Source organism: Duganella sp. Leaf61, from assembly GCF_001421905.1.
Lineage (GTDB): Bacteria > Pseudomonadota > Gammaproteobacteria > Burkholderiales > Burkholderiaceae_D > Rugamonas > Rugamonas zoogloeoides.
This window is the reverse complement of the sequence record NZ_LMLM01000031.1, coordinates 370,552-395,327: the sequence shown is the minus strand read 5'-3', so window position 1 is coordinate 395,327 and position 24,776 is coordinate 370,552. Positions and strand designations below refer to the sequence as shown.

Sequence of the window (24,776 nt, the reverse complement as noted above, 5' to 3'; positions counted from 1 at the left end):
CAATACCGGGCCTTTGCGGGGTGCGAAAAAAAACCGGAACGCACGGTCGCTCCGGTTTTTGATGTCAAAATGAGACTGTTCCCGCTCAAATTCTTGGCAATTATTGAGCAATCTTGACCTGTTTGACGTCGAAGATCGATTCGCCAAAGGTTTCCTTGTCGAACTCGCCGGTCAGTTCGACCACCGTGTTCTGGTCGATGTTGACACCCTGCGGGAAGTGCTTGGCGTCAATTTCCACCGTGATCTTGCCGCTGGCATCGGTGAACTCGTAGTCTTCGCCGCCCTTGTGGCTGGTCAGTTTGCCCTTGAGCTTGGCGTACTGGTCGTCCTTGCCGTTGGCCAGCAATTCCTTGGCGGTGGTCATCGCTACGCTGGACGGGCCGGTGTACCCGGTAGCGGCAGGCTTCGATGTCGGGCCGGTGTAACCGCCGGACTGGGCGATGGCGAAGGTCGAACCGGCGAGCAGTGCGGTCAGGCAGGTAACTTGAATGAAGCGTTTCATGGTGTGGTCCTTTCGTGGTGGGCTTGGACGCATTACACCGACTGGACATTAACCGTATCTTAACGGAACCTCGAAAAACCGTAGCGAGCGGTTCGTTATCGTCGCGAGTAGCGGAAGCGTACGGAGGTACGCTGAGCAACGGAACGGCGATAGCGGACCGCGCAGTAGGTTTTCGAGGTTCTTTTAATGTGCCGGCACATCGAACGTCACCCCGAGGCCACGTCCATCCAGGCCGGCTCCGAAGCCCAGCGTGCCGCCATGCAGCTCGACGATGCGCTGCACGATCGACAGTCCGAGCCCGCTGCCGCCCTGCCCTGCTGCGTGCCCGAGCACGCGGAAGAACCGTTCGGACAGGCGCTGGCGGCTGGCCGTATCCACGCCGGGACCGTTATCGCGCACCGTGATGACGATACGCCCGGCCGCCTGCACGGCATCGAGCTCGATGCGGGCGCCGTCCGGGCAATAGCGCACCGCGTTATCGAGCACATTGCGCACGGCGATTTGCAGCATGGCCGGATTGGCCTGCGCCACTGCGTCGGCGCAGCGCAGCACCAGCGTGAGGCCACGCCGGGCGGCGGTATCGGCCAGCGTGGCGCGCAGTTGTTCGCACAGCGGCGCCAGCGGCACTGCCTCGGTCGCCAGTTGTTCGCGCATGACCGGGTCGAGCCGCGCCAGCGCCAGCAGGCTGTCCACCAGCGCCGTCACGCGAGCGATATCGTCGCGCAGCTTTTTGAACGGCGCCGCCAGCGCGGCATCCGGGTGCTGGCGCTGCAACAGCTGCACGTGCATGTGCAGGCCGGCCAGCGGCGTGCGCAGCTCGTGCGCGGCGTCGGCGGTAAAGCGGCGTTCGGCCTGCAAGGCGGCATCGAGCCGGCCCAGCACGCCGTTGAGCGCCTGCACGATGGGCAGCAGTTCGCGCGGCTGGCCAGCGGTTGCCACCAGCGCCAGGTCGTGCGGCGTCTTGGCGGCAATCGCGGAAGCGGTCTGGCGCAATGGCTTGAGCACGCGGTGGATCAGCAGCCAGCACACCACCGCCAGCAAGGCCAGAAAACCGGCGACAGGCAGCCACAGGTGTTCGGCCAGCTCTTCCAGGATGTCGAGCCGCTTCTTGTGCAATTGTCCCACCTGTACCTCGAAGCGACGTTCGTCATCGCGCACCACGAACACGCGCCAGCGCTGCTTGCCCAGGCGCGGGTCGGCAAAGCCGTGGTCGTCGTCGAAGCCGGCCACGAACGGTGTGGCCGGCGCGCCGCTGGTGCGTTGCAGGACGCGGCCATCGACCACGATCTGGTACTGCATATCGACCTTGCGCTCGCTGGTGCCGCCTGCACGCGCGCGCGACAGCAGACCGCGCTCGTTCCAGTCGGTGGTGGCGGCCAGCAGCATGTAGCCCGATTCCTCGAGCGCGTCGTCAAAAACTTCGTTGGTTTCGTGCCAGGCGATATAAGTGACGATGCCCAGGCTGGCCAGCCACAGCACGGTGCTGGCAGCGACGATGGCGGCCAGCAGGCGGCGGCGCAGCGACCAGGGGCGCGCCAGCGGTTCAGTCGCCATCGTGCTTGAGCCGGTAGCCAAGCCCGCGCACGGTGACGATCTGCTCGCCGCCGAGTTTCTTGCGCAGGTTGTGGATATAGACCTCGATGGCGTTGCTCTCCACCTCGTCGCCCCAGCCGTACAGGGTTTCCTCGATCTGGGCGCGCGAGACGATGCTGTTTTTGCGCAGCATCAGCGCGTACAGCACGTTGTATTCGCGCGCGGTGAGCGCCACCGGCTGGCCGGCCAGGCTGGCCTGCTTGGTTTCCAGGTTGAGCGCCAGGTCGTCGTGCACCAGCGCGTTGCTGACCTGGTCGGCGCCGCGCCGCACGGCGGCACGGATGCGGGCCGACATTTCCTCGAGCTCGAACGGTTTGACCAGGTAGTCGTCGGCGCCCAGGTCCAGTCCCTCGACGCGGTCGGCCAGGGCGTTGAAGGCGGTGATCAGGATCACCGGCACGCGGTTGCCGGCGCCGCGCAGCTCGGCCAGCAGGGCGTCGCCGGTCATGCCGGGCAGGCCACGGTCGAGCAGCACGCAGTCGTAGCGGTGCGTCATGAGCGCAGTTTGCGCCGAGTCGCCCCGGCGCACCCAGTCGACCGCGTGCTGGTCGAGCCGCAGCCAGGCCAGGATGGTTTCGCCAAGGGAGGTGTCGTCTTCGACTAACAGGATGCGCATGGAAGCGAGTGTGCGGATCGAAGATGAAGTGAGTCTTAACCTATGCCGCGCACCTGGCGGGCGTCGAGCCGTGCGCGCAGTTCCTGGATCTCGGCAGCGAAGTTGTCGCGTGCGGTGATCGCGCCCACCAGTTCCATTTCGGCTACCAGGCGGCGGTCGGAATCGGCGGCGGCAGCGGCCACGTTGCGCTCGAGTTGCGCGCGCAGGTCGGCCAGCTGGCTGTCCTTGCCTTCGATGGCCAGGTGGTCCTTGGCTTTACCTACCAGGGCATCGGTGGCGATCTGGCGCGCGTTGCGCAGTTCAGCCTGCAGGCGTTCGATCTGTTCGTCACGCTCGGCGAGGATTTCCAGCGCCTCGTCGCGGGCGGCGGTGACCGTGTCGCGCTCGGCTTCGAGCTGGGCGCTGGCGTCGAGCAAGGCATCGAGGTCGCCGCCGGTTTGCTCCAGCCCGGCGCGGTTGGCGGCGCCCGCCTCGTCCGCGTATTGCTTGGCCCAACCGGCCAGCGCGGCCACCAGCTCGGCCGGCATTTCGGGCGCGGGCACCGGCGCAGATTGCGCTTGCGCACTGCGCCAGGCCGCCAGGTGCTTGTGCAGGCCGATCGACGCCGGCTCGCCCAGCGCGGCGCTGACGGTCTCGATGGTGACCGGCTGACCGTTGCCCTGCAAACCGGCTGCCGCTGCCGCGACGGCGTCGAAGGTGATGCCTGCACTTGCCATGACTTGCTCCGAATAAGGTGAGACGGCCAATATAAACGAAAAGACCCATTTTTCCCATCGGCAATGGGATGAGTTTGCAACAGTCGTCGAACCGCCTTTGAACCGATATCTACACATCATCACCCTGCGCACGGTATACATGCCACAGTTTGATGGATAAATTGACACACATGCCGGTTCAAAGACCGGTTCAACCACCACTCCAAGGAGCAGGAAAATGAAGAAATTTTTGATGGCAGCAGCGTTCACCATGGCATTCGGCGCCGCCCAGGCAGCAGACATCGTCGATACCGCGAAAGCGGCCGGTTCCTTCAACACCCTGGTCACGGCAGTGCAGGCGGCCGGCCTGGAAAGCACCCTGAAAGGTCCGGGCCCGTTCACCGTGTTCGCGCCAACCGATGCGGCGTTCGCCAAGATCCCTAAAGCCAAACTGGACGCACTTCTGAAAGACAAGGCCGCCCTGACCAAGGTGCTGACCTACCACGTGGTGCCGGGCAAGGTGATGGCAGCCGATGTGAAGTCCGGTGACGTCAAAACCGTCGAAGGCGCCTCCGTCAAAGTGGCCGTCAAGGGCGACAAGGTGATGGTCGACAAGGCCCACGTGACCAAGACCGACATCGCGGCCGACAACGGCGTGATCCACGTGATCGACACCGTGTTGATGCCAAAATAATTCCCTGGTAGTGCCGGGGTACCCGGCGAGTTCCTCTCCGCAGCGATTTCGCCACCCACCGGGTGGCGTTTTTTTATGGGCTTTTGCGCTATCATCGCCGCATGGATAACCACTACCTTACCCCGCTGTTCGCTCCCAAGTCCATCGTCGTCTTTGCCGGCCGCGATGACCAGCCGGACAGCCAGACCACGTACGGCCGCAGCATCCGCGCGCAGCTGGAACAAGGCGGCTTCACCGGCCCGGTCAGCTATCTCGACATCGGCATGACGGGCACCCTGGCCGACCTGGCGCAGTCGCGCGCCGACCTGGCCGTGATCGCGCTGCCGCACGACCAGCTGGCGTTTGCGCTCGAGGTGGCCGGCCGCATCCAGTGCCGCGCGGCGTTGATCCTGTCGTCGAGCGTCGATCCGGCGCTGGCCACGGCGCTGGTCGCCATCGCCAAGCGCCACGAGATCCACCTGCTCGGCCCCAATTGCCTCGGCTACCAGCGCCCGCGCCTGCACCTGAACGCCAGCGTGGCCGGCCCGCTGGCCCGTCCCGGCAGCCTGGCGCTGATCTCGCAATCGGGCGCGCTCACCACCGCCATTCTCGACTGGGCCGACAAGAACGCCGTGGGGTTGTCTGCAGTCGTTTCGCTCGGCCCCAGCACGGCGGTAGACCTGGCGCAAACGCTGGATTTTCTTGCCACCGATCCGGCCACCCACAGCATCGTCATCTGCATGGAGGGGCTCACCAATGCGCGCCGCTTCCTGTCGGCGCTGCGTGGCGCGGCCAATACCAAGCCGGTGATCGTGCTCAAGGCCGGCAACGCCACCGCCGCTTCGCAGGCGGCATTGACCCACTCGGGTGCGATGGTGCTCAGCGACGTGGTGTTCGATGCGGCGCTGCGCCGCACCGGCGCGGTACGTGTGAAATCGTTCGTCCAGCTGTTCTCGGCCGCCAAGTGCCTGGCGTCGCGTTACCGGCCGGTGGGGCCACGGCTGGCCGTGGTCACCAACGGCGGCGGCCCCGGCGTGCTGGCGGCCGACTGGATCCACGAACTGGGCCTGCAACTGGCGCACCTGTCCACCACCAGCGTCGATGCGCTGCGCCCGCTAGTGCCGGAACACGCCACGCTATCGAACCTGCTCGACCTGGGCGAAGACGCCAGCGCCGACGCCTACCGCGAAGCGGTGCTGGCCTGCGCGCGCGACAGCCAGGTCGATGGCATCCTGGTCATCTACTCGCCCAAGCTCGGTGGCGATCCGGCCGGCGTGGCGCGCGCCGTCAGCGCCCTCAACGCCGGCCTGGGCAAGCCGCTGCTTACCTGCTGGATGGGCGACAGCCAGGTGATCGAAGCGCGCCAGGTGATCAATACGGCCGGCCTGGCCACGTTCCGCACGCCCGAAGCGGCGGTCGATGGTTTTTCCAACATCGCGTCGTTCTACCAGAACCAGCAACTGCTGCATCAAACCCCGCCACCGCTGTCGCAACTGGCGGACCCCGACCTCGACGGCGCGCGCCTGCTCATCGAAAGCGTGCTGGCCGAGCGCCGCAAGGTGCTGACCGAAATGGAATCGAAAGCCTTGCTGGCCGCCTTCCACATCCCGATCACGCCCACCATGCTCGCGCGCAGCGCCACCGAAGCGGTGCTGATCGCCAGCCAGCTCGGGTACCCGGTGGCGATGAAGATCGACTCGCCCGACATCAGCCATAAATCCGACGTGCAGGGCGTGGCGCTCAACGTGCTCACCGCCGCCGGCGTGCGCGACACTTACGACGACATGCTGGCCACCGTGCGCCGCCTGCGTCCCGACGCCACCATCAACGGCGTCACTTTGCAAAAAATGGCCGGCAAGCGCCATGGCCGTGAGCTGTTCATCGGCGTATCCACCGACCGCCTGTTCGGACCCGCGATCAGCTTTGGAGCCGGTGGCACCATGATCGAACTGATCGCCGACCGCGCCACCGAGCTGCCGCCCTTGAACCAGTTCCTGGCGCAGCGCCTGATCGGCCGCGTGCGCGCCGCCGATACCCTGGGCGAATGGCGCGGCGCACCGCCGGCGCAGCGCGAGGCGATCGAACATATCCTGCTGCGCGTATCGGAAATGGTGTGCGAGCTGCCGCAGCTGCGCGAGGTCGATATCAACCCGCTCATCGTCGATGAATACGGCGCGCTGGCAGTCGATGCGCGCATCGTCATCGATGCCGCGCCACCGTCGTCGCACAAGTACGACCACCTGGCCATCCTGCCCTACCCGGCCGCCTACACCCAGCAATGGCCGCTGCGCGGCAGCGGTTTATATACGCTGCGGCCGGTGCAGCCGGACGACGCCTTCATGCTGCAGGAGTTCGTGCGCGGTCTGTCGGAAAAGTCGCGCTACTACCGCTTCGCATCATCGCTGCGCGAATTGTCGGTGCCGATGCTGGCCAAGTACACGCTGATCGACTACGACCGCGAAATGGCGCTGGTCGCCGTGCAAACGCTGCGCACGCCGGGCGCCGATGGCGGCTTCGTCGAAGCCGAACGGATACTGGGCGTCTCGCGCTACATCGCCAACCCGGACGACAGCAGCGGCGAATTTTCGCTGGTAGTGGACGACCGCTTCAGCGGCCAGGGCCTGGGCACGCGGCTGATGCTGGCGATCATGGACGTGGCGCGCGATAAGGGACTCAAGGAGCTCAACGGCCTGGTGCTGGTCAAGAACAGCGGCATGCTGAAATTGATGGCCAGTTTGGGATTCCAGATCCGGCCGTACGAGGAGGATCCGGATTTCCGGCTGTGTTCGAAGGCGCTGTGATTTAAACGAAACGCTTCCCGGATCGACCGGAACGCTGTACTTCGAATTTTGCAATGTGCCAGCATCCGCTGAGAGCGGATGCCCAGGCTGCGACACCTTGCTTCAGGTGGAACCCTTTTCGGCCATTTCGCGCTGGAGCCTGGCGTGGTTTGCCAGGTACTCGGCGTGTTGCGCTTCGCTGCGTTGTGGTCCCAGCTTGTCGAACAGCTCGCGCAGTTGATCGGCCGGCAGATCGGCCCCGTAACATGGCGTACCCGGTTGCTGACGCCAGGATTCGTGCAGGCTGCCGTCATCGACGGCATCAAAGCCCAGTTCTTCGACCAGCGCCATCACTTTCTGCTTGGCCCCGGCGTCGTCGCCGGCGACCGGCAGTGCAATACGGCCGGCAGCACCCTGGGGCAAACCCTTGGTTCGAATATGTTCGGCGAAAATGTTGTTGAACACCTTGATGACCGGACGGCCAAGATGTTGCTGCACCCATTCGCTTTCCGTGAGGGTACCGGATTCCAATTCCGGCATGTGGCCGTCGCGCAGGATGGGGTAATAGTTGCTCGTGTCGATGACTGGCACATCGGCGGCAGTGCCGGCGAACAGGTCTTTGGGTAACTTGGGAATATTCTTGAGTGGAATGGTGACCACGATAATGTCGCCATGCCGGGCTGCTTCCTGAATCGTCACCGGCTTCGCGCCCGTTTTCTGTGCCACGTCTTGCAGCGTTTCTGGCCCGCGAGAGTTGGCGATATGCACCGAGTGTCCCAGGCTGACCAGTCGTACTGCCAGCGCGCTGCCGATATGACCGGCACCAATGATTCCAATGTTCATAAAATCCTCACATTTTTAAAAGTTATGCACGACGAAAGCGCTCTTGGTACAGTTAAAAACTGCCATAACGAGACACGCTTTCCGGCTGACGAGTGGTACGGGGCCAGCAGTTGCAGCTATGTGTTCATCAAACAACGTTGAGAAACTGCCTTGATGGTACACATCAACTTGAGTGGCGTGTCGTACGGTTCTGTTGGGCAACCGGTCGATGCTTGATCAGAAAGATGACGCTGGCGCGACATGTGCGCCCGGCTCGTTTACTCAGGCGGTGAGCGTCTGCCGCGCCGCCTGGCTGATCGCCTGCGTGGCCGGGTGGCTCAGGCGGCGCTCGGTCGTGATCGCATACACCTGCTCGCGCAGTGCCGGGATGGTCCCCACCAGCACCATGCCGGACTGGCCGTTGAACGCATCGGTCAGGGTCTCGGCAATGGCGACCGGGGCGAAGAACAGCCCCGCGCCCGACTCGCCGAAGGCCTTGATCATGGCGCTGTCGTCGAACTCGCCCACCACGTGCAGGCGCGGCACGTGGGTGTGCAGCCACTGCATCAGCTTGGCGCGTACGGCAAAATCCTCGCCCGGCAGCAGCAGCGGCATATGGTTCAGGCAGGCGGGAAACTCGCCCGTCAGCGTGGCCGCCAGCGACGGCGCCGCGAACACGCCCAGTTCGCTCTCGCCCAGCAAGTGGTTGTAGCCGCGCACGCTCAGGTGGCTGGGCATGGGGCGGTCGGCGATGATCATGTCGAGCCGGTGGATGGCCATGTCGGCCAGCAGCGCCGCCAGTCGCCCCTCGCGGCAAATCAGCCTGGTGGGTTCGGCCAGCGACAGCGCCGGCGCCACCAGGCGGCACGCCACGGCTTTCGAGACCGAATCGGACACTCCCACCCGGAAGCTGCCCACCTTGGTGGCCGACTGGTCGCGCACCACGTCGAGCAGGGCGTCACCGGCGCTGAAGATGTCTTCGGCGTGGCGCAGCACGCGGTTGCCGGTTTCGGTCAGTTCCAGCCGCCGGCCCACGCGGCGAAACAATTCCACGCCCAGCGTGTCAGCAAATTCCGTCAACTGGCCCGAGATCGACTGCGGCGTCAGGTGCAGCTGCTCAGCCGCCTTGGCGATGCTGCCGCTGCGCGCCACCATCCAGAAATAGCGTAAATGCTTGTAGTTGAGTGCCGATACCGTCGCCATAGATTCCTCCGATTTTTCGATACATCGATATTTTCGATCAATTCATAAAGTATATTCGAATTGCACGAACAATCGTGCGCTCTTATGATGGCTTCGGGTTAATCGAAAACATTCATCTATTTTCATGCAAGGAGGACCGTCAATGACCGGATTAGAAAATATTGCCACGGCACCCATGTGGGCCGGGTTCGTGGCGTTCGTGCTGGTGATGCTGGCGCTGGACCTGTGGGTCTTCGGCGGCAACAAGGCGCACAAGGTATCGATCAAGGAAGCGGGCGCGTGGTCGCTGGGCTGGTTCAGCCTGGCGCTGCTGTTCAATGCGGGCCTCTGGTATTACCTGAAAGGCACGGTGGGCCCGGAGATCGCCGAGCAAAAGTCGCTCGAGTTCCTGTCCGGCTACCTGATCGAGAAAGCGCTGTCGGTCGATAACGTGTTTATCTTCCTGCTGATCTTTACCGCGTTCGGCGTCAAGCCCGAATACCAGCGCCGCGTGCTGATCTACGGCGTGCTCGGTGCGATCGTGATGCGGGCCGTGATGATCCTGGCAGGCGCCTGGGTGGTCAACGAGTTCAAGTGGATACTGTACCTGTTCGGCGCGTTCCTGCTGTTCACCGGCCTGAAAATGCTCAAGGCGGTCGATGAAGAACCGGACGTGAAAAACAATCCCGTGCTCAAGTGGGCACGCAAGGTGTTGCCGGTGTCGGAAGGCGACCACGGCGAGAAGTTCATCGTCAGCAAGGATGGCAAGCGCTACGTGACCACGCTGTTCCTGGTGCTGATCCTGATCGAAGTGACCGACCTGATCTTCGCAGTGGATTCGATCCCGGCGATCTTCGCGATCACCTCCGATCCGTTCATCGTGTTCACGTCGAATATGTTTGCGATTTTGGGCTTGCGGGCGCTGTACTTCCTGCTGGCAGACGTGGCTGACCGTTTCCACCTGCTCAAATATGGCCTGGCCCTGGTGCTCTGCTTCATCGGTCTGAAAATGCTGCTGCTGCCATGGATCCACATTCCGGTGCACATTTCGCTGACCGTGGTGGCATCGCTGATCGCTGGTAGCGTCATCGCCAGCCTGTACGCCACTCGTAAGAAGTAACCATTGAAACATGCCGGGCAAACCAGCTTGCCCGGCAAACCAAAAGGAAAAGACTATGCGACATTATGAAGAAAACACTGCCAGCGCCGCTGGCCGTATCGTGGCCCTGGCCATGGTGGTCGATGGCGCACTGGCGCCGTCCGAACTGCGCGCCCTCACCCGCACCCGCCTGCTCGAGCACATCGACATCGATATCGACACCTTCCACGGCCTGCTGGAAGACCTGTGCAACGACTTGCTTACCAGCTCGGTCAAGCAGGGCCATGTGGAACTGGCGCCGGCCACCATCGACAGCCTGCTCGGCGAAGTCACCGACCCCGACCTGCGCCGCCGCCTGTTGCGGGCCATGTGGGCGATTGCCGACGCCGACGGCGTGCTGGCCGATGCCGAAGCCACCCTGCTGGCGCGCGCCTGCGCCATGTGGTCCGCCGAATCGCGCTTTATCAAGGAAGAAGCGGCGGCCTGAGTTACGCCCCGAGCGGCTTGCCCGCTCAAAATCATCCTTACAAATAGGTAATGTTATTGACATAAGCCGACCCTAGAATGGGCAGGCATAAATGATCAAAACAACATTAACATTGTCTAGGGTGAAATAAATGGAAGCATCTACCAACCACGGTACGCTGCCTGGCGCACCAGTTCTTGCCGGCGTTGCAGGACGCCGCAACATGGCTCGCCGAACGCTGTCCAAGGCTGTCAGCCTGCCGCGCAACCTGCTGCACCTGCGCCGGCACTTCCATCTGTCGCGCCTGCTGGGTGACCTGGGCCTGCTCAACCAGCAGGATTTCTATACCGGCATCCGCTACCGCTACCTGCGCAAGTATTACCTCGGTTCCAGCTTTTCCATTCCCGAGCGCCTGGCCGTCGCGGTCAACCATCACCAGAGCATGGCCCGGCATTTCCTGCCCGACTTCCTGCGCAAGTCGCGCAGCAGCGGCTTCGGCCTGTGGCGCCATACCCACGAAGACAGCCGCTACGATATCGCGCTGCGCTACCCTTACAACTACAACCACGACGGCGACCTGTGCCTGACACTGGACCTGGATGGCGAAAATATCTGTATTGTGACGTTTTCCATTGCGCCGGGTGCGCTGGCAGGCGTAGCGGACAGCCAGGTGTTGCTGGTCTCGGGCATCCAGGGCATTGCCGGCAAGATCGCCCAGATCCGCCAGGCGACCGAAGCCTGCAACAACGTCTCGCCGGCGCACATGCTGTTATTCGCGGCGCAAACGCTGGCAAACGAAATGGGTATCAAGACCATGGTGGGCATGGGCCGGGGCCGCGCGCAAAGTGCGCTGCCGACCGACGGACAACGCACCGCCTTCGACTACGACGCGTTCTGGATGCCGATGGTGGGCGTGGAAGCGCCGCGCCGGTTTTACCATGTGGGCCTGCCGTTTACGGACAAGCCGATCGAGTCGATTCCTGCCAAGCACCGCAGCCGCGCCCGCAAGCGCCGTGAACTGCGCAACGTGATTCGTCAGGATATCGAAGCCCAGGCGCAAGTCATCCTGCTCAAAGAGTGTCTCATTGCAAACACATAAACAAACAGGTTCAATCACATCCGTGCAATGACCATTACACAAACGTAATTGAACCTGCTTTCATGTGAGATACACTACGTTACAAACGTCCTGCGTAACGCAGTGGTCTCAATGGCAATATTTCTTACTGGACGTTGCCGTCCGCATCCACCTTGCGCACTTCGCCCAGGTTGAGCTCGCGCACGCCGGCTTCGATCTTTTTCACATCGCCCACCACGACCCACACCAGCTTGCCCGGCTCGATCACGCGCTTGGCCAATGCGTTGGCGTCGGCCGGCGTCATGGACGTGATCTTGTTGGTGAAAGTGTTGTAGTAGTCTTCCGGCAGCTGGTATTGCAGGATGGTGCTGTACGCACCGCCCAGCTGGCCGGCGGTCTCGAACGAACCCGGCAGCGACAAGGTCGAGTTGTCTTGCGCTTCCTTCAATTCGGCCTCGGTGATCGGCTTGGCGCCGGCAATGTTGCCATACTCGCGCACCAGCTCCTGCAACGCCTCCTTGGTCTTGTCGGCTTGCACCGGCGACGTGCTCAGGTACAGGCCCTGGCTGCGCGCCGGCAACACGCTCGAACGCACGCCGTATGACCAGTGCTTGTCCTCGCGCAGGTTCATATTGATGCGCGAACCGAAGTTGCCGCCAAAAATGTTGTTGACGACGCCCAGTTGCACCGCTTCCGGCGCGTTGCGCGGCGGCGCCAGTTGCACCGCGTAAATCGTGCTCTGCTGCGCGCCCGGCTTGTCCATCAGGTACACGCTGGTTTTCTCCGGTTGCGCCACTTGCGCGATGTTTTTCTTCGGCACGTCGCCAGCCTTCCAGCCGCCAAATGCTTTTTCCAGCTGCGGTACGACTTCGGCCAGGGTGGTGTCGCCCACCACCAGCAAGGTGGCGTTGTTCGGTTTGAACCAGCTCTGGTGATACTTGACCAGGTCGTCGCGGGTGATACGCAGCACCGATTGTTCGTTGCCGCTGCCCGACAGCGGCAAGCCATAGGCGTGTTCCTTGCCATAGATCAGGCCCGGAATCACGCGCAGCGCCATGGCCGACGGATTGGTCTTTTCACGCGCGATGGCGGCGAGCTGGTCCTTGCGCAGGCGATCCAGTTCCTTCTGTTCGAAGGCCGGGTGCAGCACCACGTCGGCGTACACGTTCAGCGCTTGCGGCAAGGTGGCCTTGAGCGCGTTGAGCTGCACGAACGAACCGTCGAGGTTGTTGTTGCTGGAAATCTGCGCGCCCAGCGATTCGACTTCCTCGCTGATTTTCGCGGCGTTGCGCTTTTGCGTGCCTTCGTCCAGCATCGCCAGGGTCAGGCTGGCCACGCCGGGCAGCTCGTGCGAGTCGGACGAATAGCCGGCATCGACAATCAGCGACAGGTTGACCACCGGCGCCGCATGGCGCTCGGCCAGCACCACTTTCAGGCCGTTCGACAAGGTCGCCTTTTGCATCGCCGGCAAGTTCAACGATTCGGCCTTGCCCAGCGCTGGCGGCTTGCTGCGGTCGAACCTGGCGGTGGTGGTGTAGTTGGTCGGGAACGGCTGCACGTCGAGCACGAAGTCGCCATCGGCCAGCCAGGCGTTCATGGCCTGCTTGACGGATGCGGGCGTGGCCGCCTTGACCGCCTTCAGGTAGTCCTTGTAGCAGTCGGGATTGCCGGTGTAGGTCTGGCAGCTGGCCAGCAAATCGCTCTTGCCGCCGAAGCCGCCCACGCGTTCGACGATGCGCGTGTATTGCGCCAGGATCTTGGTCTTGGCAATCTCCAGCTCGGCAGCGGTGGGGCCGTTTTTGAGCAGCGCCTGCAATTCCTCGTCGGCCTGGCGTTCCATTTTTTGCGAGTCGGCGCCGGGACGGGCCGTGAGCACCATGTAGAACTGGCCGGCAATCTCGGATGACGCATTGCTGGTGGCTACGCTGGTCGCCAGTTGTTCCTTGTACACCAGGCGCTTGTACAGGCGCGAGGTCTTGCCTTCGCCCAGCACATAGGCGCCCAGGTCCAGCAGCGGTTCCGTGGCGCTCTTGGCGCCGGGCACGTTCCACACGCGGTAGATGCGCGCCTGCGGCACGCGGTCCTGCACCGTGCTGCGGTGGGTGCCGGTGCGCTTGGCGATCCACTCGGTGTGCTTGGCCAGCGGCGGGCCGGCCGGGATATCGCCGTAGTACTGCTCGACCTTCTGGAGCGCTGCTTCCGGCGTGATGTCGCCCGACAGCACCAGCGTGGTGTTGTTCGGACCGTAGTTGGTCTTGAACCAGTCGGTCACGTCGGCCATGGTGGCCGCATCGAGGTCGGCCATCGAGCCGATCGTGGTCCACGAGTACGGGTGGCCGGCCGGCCAGGTATTCTCGGTGAGCAGCTGGCGCGTCACGCCGTACGGCTGGTTCTCGCCCTGGCGTTTCTCGTTTTGCACCACGCCGCGTTGCAGATCGAGCTTCCTCTGGTCGAGCACGCCGAGCAGGTGGCCCATGCGGTCGCTCTCGGCAAACAGCGCGTAGTCCAGCATCGAGGTCGGCACGTTCTGGAAGTAATTGGTGCGGTCGGGATTGGTGGTGCCGTTGAGGTCGGTCGCGCCGATGCGCTGCAGGGCGTTCAGGTAGGTCTGGTTAAAATTGTCGCTGCCGCTGAACATCAGGTGTTCGAACAGGTGGGCGAAGCCGGTCTTGCCCGGCTTTTCATTCTTGGAGCCGACGTGGTACCAGGTATTGATCGCCACCACCGGCGTCTTGTGGTCTTCATGCACCAGCAGGGTCAGCCCGTTCTTGAGCACGAATTTTTTGTACGCGATATCGGGGATGGCGATATCGGCCTTGGCCATCGGCTTGACGTCGGCCGCATAGGCCGAAGCAGCGGAGAAAACGGCGATGGACGCCGCAAGGATGGTGCGGCGAAGCGAAATGGTCATGCACTGGCTCCTGAAAGAAAAAGCGCACCGGCATCAGTGCCGGCGCGCTTTTATTTTATTGCAAATGAGAAAAAGTTAGAAATAATATAAACGATAGCCCGATTATTTTCTATCTGCCGCGCTCTTATCGCGCGCCGCGCGGAACTCGGCATCGCTGGCCCAGTTGGGCCACGACTTGCCATCGGCCAGATCGCGCCCCAGCGAGTACAACATGCCCAGGTCGTGCGCCATGCCGGTAAATTGCCACTTGGCGCTCCACTCGTCCGACGGCTGGTGGTAGTTGTCGGTGGTGTAGGCCTGCTCGTTCTTCTTGCCGGCTGCAATGCCGCCGTCCACCCAGTCGTTACCCGAACCGTAAGAGAACGCCGGCACGCCGCGCTTGGCGAACGGGAAGTGGTCGGAGCGGAAGAAGTAGCCGGCTTCCGGTTTCGGATCGGGCGAATACGCCAGGTTCCACTGCCTGGCCTTGGCCACCAGCTGGTCGAGCAAGTCGAGCTTGGCGCTGCCGGAGATGGTGAAGTTGCGCGAGACGCCGTAGGGGCTGAGCGCATCCATATTGATCACGCCGACCGTGGTGGCCAGCGGGTACAGCGGGTACGACGCGTAGTACTCGGAGCCGAGCAAGCCCTTTTCTTCTGCCGTCACCGCCAGGAACAGCACGCTGCGCGCCGGTTTCGGCGCCTTGCCATAGGCGCGCGCCAGTTCCAGCATGGCGGCCAGTCCGGTGCCGTTGTCCACCGCGCCGTTGTAGATCTTGTCGCCTTTCGCATCGGGCAGGCCCACGCCCAGGTGGTCCCAGTGGCCGCTGTAGATCACGGTGTCGTCGGGACGGCTGGCGCCCACCACGCGCGCGGCCACGTTTTTCGACGTGATCACTTGCGCGTCCACCGCGTACTTGCCCGACAGCGTGACGTCCTTCAGTTGCACCGGTTTGAAATCGCGCGTTTGCGCCAGTTTTTTCAGCGCCTCGAAATCCTGGCCGCCGCGCTTGAACAGGTCCGCCGCCAGGTCGCGCTGTATCCACGCTTCCACCGGTGCATGGGCTTCGGCCGGATTCTTGCGCACGATGTCGTACATGACGTTGGTGTTGGAGTTTTTCACCGTGGCCCAGCCGTACGAAGCCGGTGCGGTTTCGTGGACGATGATGGTGCCCAGCGCGCCGCGGCGCGCCATTTCCTCGAACTTGTAGGTCCAGCGGCCGTAATAGGTCATGGACTTGCCCCCGAATTCACCCTGGCCGGTTTCAAAATCGGGATCGTTGATCAGCACCACGGCCAGCTTGCCCTTCAAATCCACGCCTTTGAAGTCGTCCCACTTGCGTTCGGGCGCGGTCACGCCATAGCCCACGAACACCAGCGGCGCATCCTTGAAGTCCACCAGCTTGCTGCCGCTCATCGACGCGCGCACGGCCAGGTCGTCGCCCTGCTTGAGCGCATGGGTACCCTTGGCGTCGCGCACCGACAGCGCAACCGGCCCCTTGATCTCGAAGCGGCCCAGCGGCACGTCCTGCGTCCAGCTGCGCTCGCCCGGTTTGCCCTTGACGGGGTCGCCGCCAGGCTGCAGGCCGGCCGCCTTGAATTGCTGCACCAGGTAGTCGACGGTGAGCGTCTCGCCGGCGGTGTTGGGGCCGCGTCCTTCGAACTTGTCGGACGAAAGCACCTTGACGTCCTGCGACAGGCGTTTGGCGTCGAACTCGGGACCGGTGGCGGCATGGACGACGCCTGCTGACAGCAGTGCGGCGATAATCAGCGTGTGTTTCAAATCTGGCTCCTCGGTAGTTTGCAACGAACAACGAATATGACATGATTTACTTGTGGTCGCAATGGCAGGGCGAATCGGCATAGGTGACCCAGCGTACAGCCCGCGTGGCGCGCGCGGTCCACACTCGACGGCATACCGCCAGTGGAGACCCCCCATGCCCGAAGGACCATCGATCGTCATCCTGCGCGAACAGGTCGCAGACTTTGAAGGCCGCACCATCGTGCGCGCGCAAGGCAGCAGCAAGGATGTCGCGACGGACGAGCTGGCCGGCCAGCCCATCCTGGCGCTGCGCACCTTCGGCAAGCATTTCTTGATACGCCTGGCCGACCGCGCGCTGCGCATCCACCTGCTGATGTTCGGCACGTACCTGATCAACGAAACCAAGGAGGCCGGCCGCGCCAAGCCGCGCCTGAGCCTGTTCTTCGACGACGACAGCGCGCTGCATTTTTATACGTGCTCGATCAAGACGCTCTCCGACGACCTGGACAGCGAGTACGACTGGCGCGGCGACGTCATGAGCGACGCCTGGTCGCCAGCACTGGCACTGAAAAAACTGCGCGCCCAGCCCGACCTGCTGGCGTGTGACGCCCTGCTCGATCAGACTATCTTTGCCGGCGTGGGCAACATCATCAAGAACGAGGTGCTGTTCCGGGTGCGCCTCCACCCACTCTCCAAGATGGGCGATATCCCGGCAGCGAAGCTGCGCGCACTGGTGGCGCAGGCACGCGCGTACAGCTTCGATTTTCTGGCATGGAAAAAAGAGGCAACGCTCAAGCAGCACTGGCTGGCGCACACCAGGAAAATCTGCCCACGCTGCAATATCTCGTTCTTGCGCGGGCACCTGGGCAAGACTGCGCGGCGCAGCTTTTACTGCGCGCGCTGCCAGCTGCAATATCCGCTTACACCAGCCCGGTCAGGTAATACACCGCAATCACGAAAAACACCGCCAGCGTCTTGATCACGGTGATGCCGAAGATCTCGCCGTACGACTGCTTGTGCGTCAGGCCCGTCACCGCCAGCAGGGTGATCACGGCGCCGTTGTGCGGCAAGGTATCCATGCCGCCGCTGGCCATCGACACCACGCGGTGCAGCACTTCGAGCGGAATCTGCGCGCTTTCTGCTGCGCGAATGAACTGGTCCGACATGGCAGCGAGCGCAATGCTCATGCCGCCCGAGGCCGAGCCGGTGATACCGGCCAGCGTGGTCACGGAGACGGCCGCGTTGATCAGCGGATCGGGCACGCTTTTGAGCGCACTGCTCACTGCCAGGAAACCCGGCAACGCCGCGATCACGCCGCCGAAGCCGTACTCGGACGCGGTATTCATCGCCGCCAATAACGCGCCGCCGACAGCAGCCTTGGTGCCTTCGGCAAACGCGGCGCGCACGCGGCCGAACGCGGTCACCACCACGAATACGATGCCCAGCAGCAGCGCGCCTTCCACGGCCCATATGCCGATCACGCCCTTGATGGGCAGGTTGATGGCGCTGTGCAGGCCGGGCAAGGCGTCGGCCGTGAGCGCGTAGTTGTCGCCGTACCAGTGCGGGATCATCTTGGTCAGTGCGTAGTTGACCACGCCGACCAGCACCAGCGGCGCGATCGACAGCAGCGGGTGTGGCAGGCCGCTGCGGGGTGCCTTGGGCTGGTTCTCTGCATTGGCTTCGGCGGCACTGCCGCCATAGCCTTCGCCGGTGGCCATCACGGTGCGGCGGCGCCATTCCAGGTAAATCAGGCCGGCCGTCAGCATGGCGACACTGCCGATCACACCGAGCCATGGCGCGGCCCAGCCGGTGGTTTTGAAAAACGTGGTGGGGATAATGTTCTGAATTTGCGGGGTGCCGGGCAAGGTGTCCATGGTGAACGAAAACGCCCCGAGCGCAATCGCCCCGGGCATCAGTCGCTTGGGGATATTGCTTTGCCGGTAGAGCTCGGCAGCGAACGGGTACACCGCGAACACCACCACGAACAGCGACACGCCGCCGTAAGTGAGCAGCGCGCACACCAGCACGATCACGGCATTGGCGCGGGTGCGGCCGATGTAGCGGATTGCCGCCACCACGATGGATTCGGAAAAGCCGGAAATTTCGATCAGCTTGCCGAACACGGCGCCCAGTAAAAATACCGGGAAATACAGTTTGACGAAGCCGACCAGCTTTTCCATGAAGATGCCGGAAAACACCGGCGCCACCGCGCCCGGATCGGTCAGCAATACCGCGCCGAGGGCGGCAATCGGCGCAAACAGGATCACGCTGTAGCCGCGATACGCGGCCAGCATCAAAAAGGCCAACGCTGCAAGAACAATCAGGAACGACATGCCGACTCCATTGGGTATTGATCTGGAGATATTGTAGTCGTAAAAGCAACGGGCTCATCGGTGTACAACTCCAGCCGTGCAATAATCAGTGCTCCACCGCCGCGACAAAACAACAACGCACAGATCAATCCGTCATTCCCGCGCAGGCGGGAATCCATAGACCGTCACAGGACTCCCATGCGCCTGCCCATTCTGCTCCTGCTCGCCAGCCTCAACGCCTACGCACAAAATCCCCCCGTCAATCAGGTCCGCATCGGCGTTGTCGCGCCCTTGTCCGGCGCCAGCGCCCACCTCGGCAAGGACATCGAAAACGGTGCCCGCATGGCAATCGACGACCTCAACGCCACCGGCCCGCAGATCGGCGGGCGCAACGTGCAGTTCGTGTTACAGGTCGAGGACGACGCCGGCGATCCCAAGCAGGGCACGGCCGTGGCGCAAAAGCTGGTCGATGCCGAGGTGGCCGGCGTGGTCGGCCACCTCAATTCCGGCACCAGCGTGCCGGCCTCGCGCATCTATGCGGCTGCCGGCATTCCGCAGATCACGCCGGCCGCCACCACGCCGCTGTACACGCGCCAGGGTTTCCAGACCGCGTTCCGGCTGGTGGCCAACGATAACAAGATCGGTGAAGTGCTGGGCCGCTACGCGGTGCACACGCTCAAGGCCCGCCGCATCGCCGTGATCGACGACCGCACCGCGTTCGGCCAGGGCCTGGCCGACGCCTTCCTCAAGGGCGTGCGCGCGCAGGGCACGGCGGCGGACGCCGTCAGCCGCCAGTACACCACCGACCGCGCCACCGACTTCAACGCCATCCTCACCCAGATCAAGGCGCGCCAGCCCGACCTGATCTTCTTCGGCGGCATGGATGCGGTAGCCGGTCCCATGCTCAAGCAGATGAAAACCCTGGGCCTGGACGTGCGGCTGCTGAGCGGCGATGGCATCTGCGCCGAACGCCTGCCGCAACTGGCCGGGGATGCGCTGGCCGACAACCAGGTCACCTGCGCCGTGGCCGGCGGCGTGACCGGCAACTACGACGCCGGCTACCGCGCCTTCGTGGACCGCTACCAGCAGCGCTACAAGCTGACACTGCAAACCTACGCGCCATACGCCTACGATGCCGTGATGCTGCTGGCCAAGTCGATGCAGGCGGCCGGCACCGCCGTGCCGAAACAGTACCTGCCCGAACTGGCCAACATCAAGTACCAGGGCGTGACCGGCGCCATCGGCTTCGACCGCTACGGCGACCTGGCCAACCCGGCGGTCACGCTGTACACCTATCGCGGCGGGCGCAAGACCCGCATCGACATCCTGCACTAGAACCGTGCGCCGCTGTGGCCCATGGTGCCCTACCATCGTGGTTTTATCCAGCATGCCGAGGACACCATGATGACCAGCCGCCGCCTGACACCCGGGCTGGTGGCCGCGGTGCTGCTGGCAGCCTGCTGCCAAGCGCGCCACGCTGCCGCTCAAGTCACTCCTGCACCCGCAGCAATAGCTGCTACACCTGCTACGTCTGCCGTCGCCGCCCCTTCGGACACGCCCGCGCCCCCGGCCGCGCCGGATGCCCCCGCGCGCGTCACCATCGCCACCACCCGCGACCCGGTGGACAAGTCCTACCGCAAGATGATCGCCGGCATGGACCGCTTCGAACGCCTGCATGCACTGGCGCCGCAGGCCACCTTGCGCTTCCAGCTGCTGCCGCGCCTGTCCACCACCGAACTCGACGGCATCACTTTGCGGGTGGCTGGCGACAGCGTCTCGCTGCCGGTCACGGTCGCGCCCGATCACACCTTCACGCTGCCGCGCGACGCCCGCGCACTGGCGCAGGACGCCGCCCTCGTGGCCAGCCGCAAGACCAGCACCCTCACCTGGCGCGCCCAGGTGCGCAGTCCCGGCGTACCGGCCGGAATGCGCCGCCTGGGCGACCTGCGCCTGGAATGCCAGGTGGGCGTGGCTGCCGGCCTGCTGTCGAACAATTCGGAGATGTTCGCCTGGCTGGGCGACCTGCTGACCGATGCCGACAGCATCTGCGGCGCTCCCGACGGCAACTACGTGTTCTTTGCCGAGCGCCCGATTTTCGGCGTGACCGCGCGCCATGGTGCGCGCAGCGCCGCCCTGCCGTTCGACCTGCTGTACGCGGGCGGCACGCAAACCCCGGAGTCGCTCCCCTACTGCGACTGCCAGGTCCTGCTCGACCGCAGCTTTTACGCGCCGCTGTGGGACAAGTCGTGGCCCGACGACACCCTGCTGGCCTTCGAGTACATGGACGATCCGCCCACCACCACGCTGGCCCCCGGCTACGACACCACGGCGGCCGTGCGCGCCAGGCTGGGGCCGGCCACAGCGCTGCAATTCGACACCGGCATGCAAGTGTGGCGCTACCGCTACCCGCAGGCGGCCGCCAAGGGCAGCGACGGCCAGCCGGCGTATGCCGAGTTCGTTATTTTGTTCGGCCCGGATGGCGCGGCCCGCAAGGCGCGCCTGACCGAGCCGCTGTAGTTTGCCCACCGGAGCACCCCCATGAAACTGTCCTCGTCCCTTCCGCTCTCCACGCGCCTGGCTGCGGCCGGCCTGCTGTTGCTGATGACCAGCGCCTGCGCCAGTCCACCACCGCCTGCGCCGCCTGCCGCTCCTGCCGCTCCTGCCACCCCTGCAGCGCCAGCCGCAGCCAGCAGCCTGTGGCAGCAAATCCAGGCCGCCACCGCCAACCCGGTGTGCGACAACGACAGTCAATGCCACACGATCGGCGTGGGCGCCAAGGCGTGCGGCGGGCCGCAGAGCTACCTGCCGTGGTCCAGCAAGCAGGACGATGGTGCAACCCTTCAACAACTGGTGGAACGCCACGCCGCCGCGCTGCGCGCCCAGGATGCGCGCGAAGCGATGATGTCCACCTGCTCGGTGGTATCGGACCCCGGCGCCAGTTGCCGCGCCAACCGCTGCGTGCTCAATCCGGCCAGCGCCGGCAGCCAGCCCAACGTGCGCTAAGCCCGCGTCCGCCACGTACCGGCGCCGCCCCGGATTGGGGGCCGGGACCGGGAGAGGCCGCCCCCCCGCCTTGGCGTGCCAACGGAAAAAAGCCCGCGGCGCCGAATGGCTGCCGCAGGCTTTTTAATGAAGCAATTACTGTTTAGTAAGCCAGCTTGCCCTTGTCGGACGAGCTCTTGAACAACGGCAGCGGATCGGTGGTATCCACATCGATCACCGTGGTGCCCTGCCTGACACCGCCTACCAGGTAGTCCACCGCACCGACGTAGCGTTTGCCCACGTCCAGGTTGCTCCAGCTCATGCCGACCGATGCCGTGCCACCCAGGGTGGCCGAGCTTGGCGACATCACCTTGAAGTTACCAGCGGTCGAGGTTGGCTGTACCAGCCAGCTCGACAGCTTGTAGGTGGCCTGGCCGCCGGCCGGGGCGTAACCGATCACGCACAGTGTGTAGTTGCCTGCCGCCGGCGACACCAGCTCGATGCGCTCGTTCGACGTCAGCTCGCCGCTCTGGCCCACCAGGGTGGTGCCGCGCAACAGGATCAGGTCGAGGTCGGAGTCGCCGGCGCCCGTGCCGGTGTTGTCCGAGTCGAACAGTGCGAAGCGCGCCACCAGCGTGCCAGCCGGCACGGTGAAGTTATGCACGTTCACGCCGGCCGAGGCGCCGTTCAGGCACAGCGTCGCATTGTCCGCGCCGCCGGCCTGGCCGATGGTGCGGGTGGTTTGCGTTGCCGGCAGCAAGCCCTTGGCGGTGCTGAAGGCGCCGGCAAAACCGGTGCCCACGGTCAGCACCTTGGCGCCCGACGTGTTTTCGCTGTACACGTTGGCAGCTGCAGCAATGCCGGTGCCGCGTGCGGTCAGCGGGCTGCGTACCGTGTGCACGCCGTCGCTCCAGACCAGCGAACCGTAGGACCAGGTATCGCGCGCTGCGGTGGTGCGGGTGAGGCGGGCCGTGAAGGTGGCCTTGGCGCCCGGCGCCAGCGTCAGCGAGGCCGGCGAGATCGCCACCGTGAAGCCCGGCAGCGTGGCCGTGGCGTTATAGGTGGCGGTGGTGTCGCCCACGTTGGTCACGGTGCGGGTGAGCGTTTGCGCGCCCAGCACGTTGGAGGCGGTGAGCGACGCCAGGTTCAGGTTGTAGGCTGCAATGCCGCCACCGAACGCGGTGCACTGCGCCGCGCTGTACACCAGGCCCTGGCCGCACAGGAAGCGCGCGTACTCGACCGGCGCGATGTCGTACACCAGGCCGGGATCGGCAGCCGTCGTCGGCGCAATGTGGCCGGCGCCCTGGCCGAACGCGCGGTTGCCCGCGTAGGTGGCCGAGGTGTCCCATGGCACTTTGGCGCTCTGGCCGTCGTTGAAGGTGCTATAGGCGGTGGTCATCAGCGCCGACTTGATGGCAGCCGGGCTCCAGGTCGGATGGCGCTGCTTGAGCAGCGCGGCCACGCCAGCCACGTGCGGCGACGCCATCGAGGTGCCCGACAGGAAGCCGAACTCGACCGTTTGCGCCGGGTTGCCGGCAGCAATCGCGTCGCGCTGGGCCTGGGTCAGGTCGGGCGTGAGCGCGGCCAGGATGTCGGTGCCTGGTGCGGTCATGTCCGGTTTCAGGATATTGGCGTTGGCCACGTTCGGGCCGCGCGAGGACGAGCCGCTCATCACCGGCGCGACCACGGTGGTATCGACGGTGGGTTTCAGATTGCCCAGCGCCGCCGTGGCGCCGGTATTGCCCGCCATATAGCTCTTGAGGATGGCGCCGTTTTCCTTGGTGATGTGCACGGTGGACAGCGAGTGCGCCTGGTTCAGGATGGTGACTGCACCGTTTTCGACGTTGGCGATGATCGCGCCCACCGCACCGGCGGTCTTGGCGTTGGCGCTCTTGTTGACCAGGACGTTGTTGCCACGGTCGCAAACCAGGATCTTGCCGGTCACCTTAACCGGGTCGAGCAGGGCCGCCACGCTGTCAGCCGCGCCGAAGCACTGGGCCAGCGCGAGCTGCTGGGCCGGCGTGACGCTGGGCAGGCCCGCATCTTTGGACAGGATCAGCGGCGAGTTCGGCGTGTTGGCGTTGCTTGAGGCGCCGGTCAGCTTGACGCCGGTGGGCAGGATCACGTCGCCGACGTACAGGCGGTTGTGGGTGGAGTTGCCGACCGTGGAGAGCCACGGGCTGATGTGGCTCSCCGGCGCCGGCGCGGTGGCGGTCGGGCCCGAGTTGCCGGCCGAAGCGGCAACGAACACGCCGGCTGCCGCCGCCCCCAGGAAGGCCTGCTCGGTGGCCTCATCGAAGGCACCGCCGCCGGACGACGGGCCGATCGAGAAGTTGATCACGTTGACGCCGTCCTTGACGGCCTGGTTGATGGCAGAAACGCTATTGGACGTGGCGCAGCCGTTGCGGCGGGTGGGGTCGGTCCAGCACACCTTGTACGAGGCAATGCGGGCGCGCGGCGCCATGCCGGAAATCTTGCCCAGGTTGACGCCGTTGATGATGGCGTTGGTGCCGCCATTGCCGGCGGCCGTGGTGGACGTGTGGCTGCCGTGGCCGCCCTCGCCGACCGAGCCGCCGATCGAGTCGCGCGGCGAGGCAAATTCGGTCCAGTGCAGTTGCTGGCTGGCGGTCTTGTAGGCACGCGCGCCGATCAGCTTGTTGTTGCAGTTGGCGGCGGTAAAGCCTTCGCCGGTATCGCAACCGCCCTTCCAGCTGGCAGGCGGCGCATCGTAGGCCAGCGTACCGCCGCTGTGGGTGGGATTGCCGTTCTCGTCCACGCGGTCGGCGTAGCTGGGATTTTCCGGCCAGATGCCGCTATCGACGATGCCGACGATGATGTCTTCACCGGCGAGCTTCTGGCCGCCCAGTTGCGACCACAGGCCGCCCGGCTGGTCCAGGCCCAGGAAGGTCGGGGTGTAGCTGGTGTCGAGGATCATTTCGGAGTCGGCCGTGATGGCGGCCACGCCGGCGTTTTTCTTCAGGGCGCGCACTTCGGCGTCGGTCAGCAGCGCGGCAAAACCGTTGAACACCACGTCGTACTTGTGGGTGATCTCGGCAGCACTGACGGTTTTGATGACGTCGTTCTGTTTGGCGTCGAGGTAGCTGATATAAGCCTGTACATTGCCCGCATCGACATTGAGGCGCTGGCCGGCTGCCGGCTGGGTGGCAGCCAGGCCGGCGACCTGGCCGGTGTAGGTGGCGACCGGCTTGTCAACCAGTTGCACGATGTAGGAGCGGCGCAGCTGTTCGGCATGGGCGGCGCCGGATAGTGCAGCCAGCAGGACGATGGCGGAGCAGATAGGACGAAGTTTCATGAAAAGGTTCCT

The 24,776-nt window shown here is 64.4% G+C and carries 19 protein-coding genes; 9 read left to right on the top strand and 10 right to left on the bottom strand.

What is annotated here, in order from left to right:
- Positions 1-100 precede the first annotated feature (100 nt).
- The 4 genes from ASF04_RS23455 to ASF04_RS23440 all read right to left on the bottom strand — a co-directional run bounded on the left by ASF04_RS23455 (position 101) and on the right by ASF04_RS23440 (position 3,427).
- A complete protein-coding gene (locus ASF04_RS23455) occupies positions 101-502 on the bottom strand; it encodes a YgiW/YdeI family stress tolerance OB fold protein (RefSeq protein ID WP_056147134.1) in 402 nt (133 codons plus the stop codon).
- A gap of 183 nt (positions 503-685) precedes the next feature.
- Positions 686-2,056 carry an ATP-binding protein gene (locus tag ASF04_RS23450; RefSeq protein ID WP_056147132.1) on the bottom strand — a complete coding sequence of 457 codons (1,371 nt, stop codon included), beginning with the start codon at positions 2,054-2,056 and terminating at the stop codon, positions 686-688.
- Positions 2,046-2,711 carry a response regulator transcription factor gene (locus ASF04_RS23445; RefSeq protein ID WP_056147131.1) on the bottom strand — a complete coding sequence of 222 codons (666 nt, stop codon included), beginning with the start codon at positions 2,709-2,711 and terminating at the stop codon, positions 2,046-2,048. Before ASF04_RS23445 ends, ASF04_RS23450 begins: the two co-directional genes overlap by 11 nt.
- Before the next feature lie 35 nt (positions 2,712-2,746).
- Positions 2,747-3,427 (bottom strand): DNA-binding protein, encoded by a 681-nt coding sequence (locus tag ASF04_RS23440; RefSeq protein ID WP_056147128.1) that lies wholly within the window; start codon positions 3,425-3,427, stop codon positions 2,747-2,749.
- A 217-nt stretch (positions 3,428-3,644) separates the two neighbouring features.
- Between ASF04_RS23440 and ASF04_RS23435 the strand changes: the two genes are divergently transcribed.
- Both ASF04_RS23435 and ASF04_RS23430 read left to right on the top strand, forming a co-directional pair.
- The gene (locus ASF04_RS23435; RefSeq protein WP_056147126.1) at positions 3,645-4,100 is read left to right on the top strand and encodes a fasciclin domain-containing protein; all 456 of its coding nucleotides are present in this window, start codon (positions 3,645-3,647) and stop codon (positions 4,098-4,100) included.
- 101 nt (positions 4,101-4,201) lie between these two features.
- Positions 4,202-6,880, top strand: coding sequence for a bifunctional acetate--CoA ligase family protein/GNAT family N-acetyltransferase (locus ASF04_RS23430; protein ID WP_056147124.1), 2,679 nt, complete (start codon positions 4,202-4,204; stop codon positions 6,878-6,880).
- Positions 6,881-6,982: 102 nt separating this feature from the next.
- Here the strand turns inward: ASF04_RS23430 and ASF04_RS23425 are convergent, their stop codons facing one another.
- Positions 6,983-7,702, bottom strand: a complete 720-nt coding sequence (locus ASF04_RS23425) for an NADPH-dependent F420 reductase (protein ID WP_056147123.1) — start codon at positions 7,700-7,702, stop codon at positions 6,983-6,985.
- A gap of 261 nt (positions 7,703-7,963) precedes the next feature.
- The gene (gene nhaR / locus ASF04_RS23420; RefSeq protein WP_056147120.1) at positions 7,964-8,884 is read right to left on the bottom strand and encodes a transcriptional activator NhaR; all 921 of its coding nucleotides are present in this window, start codon (positions 8,882-8,884) and stop codon (positions 7,964-7,966) included.
- 142 nt (positions 8,885-9,026) lie between these two features.
- Between nhaR and ASF04_RS23415 the strand changes: the two genes are divergently transcribed.
- From ASF04_RS23415 to ASF04_RS23405, 3 genes are all read left to right on the top strand, one after another.
- A complete protein-coding gene (locus ASF04_RS23415) occupies positions 9,027-9,983 on the top strand; it encodes a TerC family protein (RefSeq protein WP_056147118.1) in 957 nt (318 codons plus the stop codon).
- Positions 9,984-10,038: 55 nt separating this feature from the next.
- Positions 10,039-10,449 carry a TerB family tellurite resistance protein gene (locus ASF04_RS23410; RefSeq protein WP_056147117.1) on the top strand — a complete coding sequence of 137 codons (411 nt, stop codon included), beginning with the start codon at positions 10,039-10,041 and terminating at the stop codon, positions 10,447-10,449.
- 130 nt (positions 10,450-10,579) lie between these two features.
- Positions 10,580-11,527 carry a DUF535 family protein gene (locus ASF04_RS23405; protein WP_082488969.1) on the top strand — a complete coding sequence of 316 codons (948 nt, stop codon included), beginning with the start codon at positions 10,580-10,582 and terminating at the stop codon, positions 11,525-11,527.
- A 124-nt stretch (positions 11,528-11,651) separates the two neighbouring features.
- Here ASF04_RS23405 and ASF04_RS23400 read toward each other — a convergent pair whose 3' ends face one another.
- Together ASF04_RS23400 and ASF04_RS23395 are read right to left on the bottom strand one after the other, a co-directional pair.
- Complete coding sequence (locus ASF04_RS23400; protein ID WP_056147114.1) at positions 11,652-14,417, bottom strand: pitrilysin family protein; 2,766 nt, start codon at positions 14,415-14,417, stop codon at positions 11,652-11,654.
- A 102-nt stretch (positions 14,418-14,519) separates the two neighbouring features.
- The gene (locus ASF04_RS23395; protein ID WP_056147112.1) at positions 14,520-16,178 is read right to left on the bottom strand and encodes a M28 family metallopeptidase; all 1,659 of its coding nucleotides are present in this window, start codon (positions 16,176-16,178) and stop codon (positions 14,520-14,522) included.
- 154 nt (positions 16,179-16,332) lie between these two features.
- Here ASF04_RS23395 and ASF04_RS23390 point away from each other — a divergent pair, with 154 nt between their 5' ends.
- Entirely contained in the window at positions 16,333-17,136 is an 804-nt protein-coding gene (locus tag ASF04_RS23390; protein WP_056147110.1) for a DNA-formamidopyrimidine glycosylase family protein, read from the top strand.
- Here ASF04_RS23390 and ASF04_RS23385 read toward each other — a convergent pair.
- Positions 17,078-18,490, bottom strand: a complete 1,413-nt coding sequence (locus ASF04_RS23385) for a GntP family permease (RefSeq protein WP_056147108.1) — start codon at positions 18,488-18,490, stop codon at positions 17,078-17,080. The two genes, ASF04_RS23390 and ASF04_RS23385, sit on opposite strands and share 59 nt — an antisense overlap.
- A 177-nt stretch (positions 18,491-18,667) precedes the next feature.
- On the opposite strand from ASF04_RS23385, the gene ASF04_RS23380 reads away from it, so the two are divergent.
- From ASF04_RS23380 to ASF04_RS23370, 3 genes are read left to right on the top strand one after another with little or no spacing between them, the layout of a single operon-like run.
- A complete protein-coding gene (locus tag ASF04_RS23380; RefSeq protein WP_056147107.1) occupies positions 18,668-19,804 on the top strand; it encodes a branched-chain amino acid ABC transporter substrate-binding protein in 1,137 nt (378 codons plus the stop codon).
- Between the two features lie 21 nt (positions 19,805-19,825).
- Entirely contained in the window at positions 19,826-20,986 is a 1,161-nt protein-coding gene (locus ASF04_RS23375) for a hypothetical protein (RefSeq protein WP_229205169.1), read from the top strand.
- A gap of 21 nt (positions 20,987-21,007) precedes the next feature.
- Positions 21,008-21,472 (top strand): hypothetical protein, encoded by a 465-nt coding sequence (locus ASF04_RS23370; protein ID WP_056147104.1) that lies wholly within the window; start codon positions 21,008-21,010, stop codon positions 21,470-21,472.
- Between the two features lie 142 nt (positions 21,473-21,614).
- On the opposite strand, the gene ASF04_RS23365 is transcribed toward ASF04_RS23370, so the two are convergent.
- Positions 21,615-24,764 (bottom strand): S8 family serine peptidase, encoded by a 3,150-nt coding sequence (locus tag ASF04_RS23365; RefSeq protein ID WP_056147102.1) that lies wholly within the window; start codon positions 24,762-24,764, stop codon positions 21,615-21,617.
- Positions 24,765-24,776 lie beyond the last annotated feature (12 nt).